The organism is Methylorubrum podarium, assembly GCF_022179745.1.
Lineage (GTDB): Bacteria > Pseudomonadota > Alphaproteobacteria > Rhizobiales > Beijerinckiaceae > Methylobacterium > Methylobacterium podarium.
In genome coordinates this window covers 1-2,875 of record NZ_BPRD01000434.1, presented here as the reverse complement: position 1 = coordinate 2,875, position 2,875 = coordinate 1, and the positions used below count along the sequence as shown (strand labels likewise).

At 73.1% G+C, this 2,875-nt stretch carries 4 protein-coding genes; 2 read left to right on the top strand and 2 right to left on the bottom strand.

Annotation, left to right across the window (positions count from 1 at the left end; genetic code table 11):
* A partial coding sequence (locus MFF42_RS20075; RefSeq protein WP_238257322.1) for a serine hydrolase domain-containing protein occupies positions 1-743 on the bottom strand: 743 nt, incomplete at its 3' end.
* A gap of 124 nt (positions 744-867) precedes the next feature.
* Positions 868-1,362 (bottom strand): DUF427 domain-containing protein, encoded by a 495-nt coding sequence (locus MFF42_RS20070; RefSeq protein WP_238257321.1) that lies wholly within the window; start codon positions 1,360-1,362, stop codon positions 868-870.
* Positions 1,363-1,484: 122 nt separating this feature from the next.
* Between MFF42_RS20070 and otsB the strand changes: the two genes are divergently transcribed.
* Both otsB and MFF42_RS20060 read left to right on the top strand, forming a co-directional pair.
* Positions 1,485-2,252, top strand: a complete 768-nt coding sequence (gene otsB, locus MFF42_RS20065; protein WP_238257320.1) for a trehalose-phosphatase — start codon at positions 1,485-1,487, stop codon at positions 2,250-2,252.
* A gap of 78 nt (positions 2,253-2,330) precedes the next feature.
* Positions 2,331-2,875, top strand: a 545-nt coding sequence (locus tag MFF42_RS20060) for a glucokinase (RefSeq protein ID WP_238257319.1), incomplete at its 3' end; no start/stop codon positions are given.

Genomic DNA, 2,875 nt, shown 5'->3' with positions numbered 1-2,875 from the left:
AGGGTGCGGTCGAAGGCGTAGTTCGCCGCGAACCGCGCCCGCTTCTCCTCAGGCACGAAGAAATCGGTGTCGTCCATGCCGAGGGGTCGCAGGATGCGCGCGCGCATGAAATCCGAAAAATCCTGGCCCGACACCACCGCCACGAAGTGGCCGAGCACGTCGGTGGCCACCGAGTAGTTCCACTCCGCCCCCGGCTGGGCCAGCAGCGGCTGCCGCGCGAGCCGCGCGACCAGCTCGCCCAGCGGCAGGGTGGAGGTCTGGAAGTCGATCTCGTTCTGGCGGTAGAGCGCGTCGACGAGGGTCGCCTCCATGAAGCCGTAGGTCAGGCCGCTGGTGTGGGTGAGGAGGTCGCGGATGGTGATCGGGCGCAGGGCCGGCTCGGTCTCGAGCCGCGCCCGGTTGCCGCCGGTCATCACCCGCATCTCCCCGAACTCGGGCAGGAAGCGCGCGATCGGGTCGTCGAGCTGGAACCGGCCCTCCTCGTAGAGCATCAGCACCGCGAGCGAGGTCAGCGGCTTCGTCATCGAGTAGATGCGGGTGATGGTGTCGGCGGCGAACGGCTTCTCCCGCGCGAGGTCGGCGTGGCCGTGGGCGCGGAAGAAGGCGGTCCGTCCGCCGCGCAGCACGCTCACCGAGAGGCCGGCGAGGCGCCCGCTCTCGACGTAGCCCCGCATCCAGGCATCGATCCGCTCCAGGCGGTCGGGGCAGAGGCCGACGGCTCGGGGATCGGTCTCGACCTGCATGCGCGGCTCCTCGCGTTCGTGTCCGAGGCCGGTGTAGCGGCTCGGAGCATCGTCCCGAAAGGTGGTTGCCGGCTTTCGGGACATGACGATGCTCGAGCGCACGGCGGCGCCAGCCCGAAAACCCTCACCAGCCCATCGTGCCGGGCCCACCCTTGAAGGGTCCGACGAGCCCCGGCGTGATCCAGCCGCCGTAGAAGCCGCCGGGCTGCGGCTCGGCCCGCACGTCGCCGACGAGGCAGGCCTCCATCGGCCCGGCATAGAAGGCGACGTAGCCGGCGATGGGCCGGAAGCCCGGGGTCGGGTCGGGATAGGCCCAGGCCGCTCCCGGCGCCGTTGCGTCGCCGCCGGTCACGTCGAACAGCACGGCACGGCCCTTCCACTCGCAGAGGCCGGCCCGGCGCGGCGCCCCGAGGACGCCCTCCGCGATATCCTGGGGCGGGAAGTAGTAGGTCGGCGGATGGCTCGTCTCCAGCACCCGGAAGCCGGCCGTGGTCGCGGCGATGGTCCGTCCGCCGAGGATGACGGTCAGCCGCTCCGGCACCGGCTCCAGCCGGGGCGGGCGGGGATAGTCCCAGACGCTTTCCTGCCCCGGGCCGGGGCGGACGGGGATGGGCCGCACGGGCTCCTCCGTTGCTGTCGCATCACTGGCGCATCACCGGTTTGTCGCAACCGGCCCTCATGCTAGCGCAGGCAGAGCCCGAGGGAAGCCGGCCCCAAAGAAACCAAGGGAAGGACGACGCCGTGAGCGAAGCCGCACGCCAGACCGCAGACATCGCCCTGTTCCTCGATTTCGACGGCACCCTGGCCGAGATCGCACCGCGGCCCGACGCGGTGCAGGTCGATCCCGGTCTCGTGCCCGCCCTGGAGCGGCTGCGCGAACGGCTCGGCGGAGCCCTCGCCATCGTCACCGGGCGGCCGGTCGCGGTGATCGACGATTTCCTGAAGCCGGCCCGATTCGACATCGCCGGCCTGCACGGGGTCGAGCGCCGGGTGCAGGGGCGCCTCAGCGGCGGACGGCCGGAGGATCACCCGGACCTGCGCGCGGGCGTCGAGCGGCTCCATGCGGAGACGGCGCGCTACGAGGCCGTGCTGATCGAGGACAAGGGCGCCTCGGTCGCGGTCCACTGGCGGCTCGCGGCGCCGGGCGACGCGCAGGCCGCGGAAGCCATCGTCAAGGCCGTGGCGAGCGATCTCGGCTCCGCCTACCGGCTCCAGCTCGGCAAGGCGGTCGGCGAGATCGTGCCGGCCGACGCCACCAAGGGCCACGCCATCCGCGCCTTCCTGGAGGCGGCTCCCTATGCCGGCCGGCGGGCCGTGTTCCTCGGCGACGACCGCACCGACGAGATCGCCTTCGCCTCCGTCAACGAGGATGGCGGGGTCAGCGTGCGCGTCGGCGAGGGCGAGACGGTGGCCGGGCGCCGTCTCGCCGACCCGGCCGAGGTGCGGGCGCTGCTCGCCGCCTGGGCCGAGGGCGCGCCGATCGACCCGGACGCGCTGCCCACCGCCTGACGCCGTCCACCGCTTGCCGAACCGCCCGCGAACCCTTTGTTTAGGGTGCGGCAAAAGGACGACAAAGGGCGACGGCGGATGTTCGAATTCCCGGTGCTGATCGGCGATATCGGCGGGACGAATGCCCGCTTCGGCCTGATCGAGAGCAAGGGGGCACCGCCCCGCCTCCTCTCCCGCGAGGCCACCCACGGCCATCCGCATCCGAGCGCGGCGATCCGGGCCTCCCTGGCCCAGAGCGGGGCACCGGCGCCCCGCTCGGCGATCCTGGCGATCGCGGGCCGGGTCGATGCGCCCGCCGTCCCGCTCACCAATGCCGACTGGCTGGTGGACGCCGCCGCGGTCGGCCGGGATTTCGGGCTCGCGCGGGTCGCCCTCGTCAACGATTACGTCCCGGTGGCGGCGGGCGCGGCCGGCATCGCGCCCGACGACCTCACCCCGATCGGCCCGGCGCGCGGCGACGCGAGCGGGCCCCGCCTCGTCCTGGGGCCGGGCACCGGCTTCGGCGCCGCCGCCCTGATTCCCTACGAGGACCGCCTCGCCATCGTCTCGACCGAGGCCGGCCACACCGATCTCGGGGCGATCGACGCGGAGGAGGCCGAGATCTGGCCGGCGGTCGAGCGCGT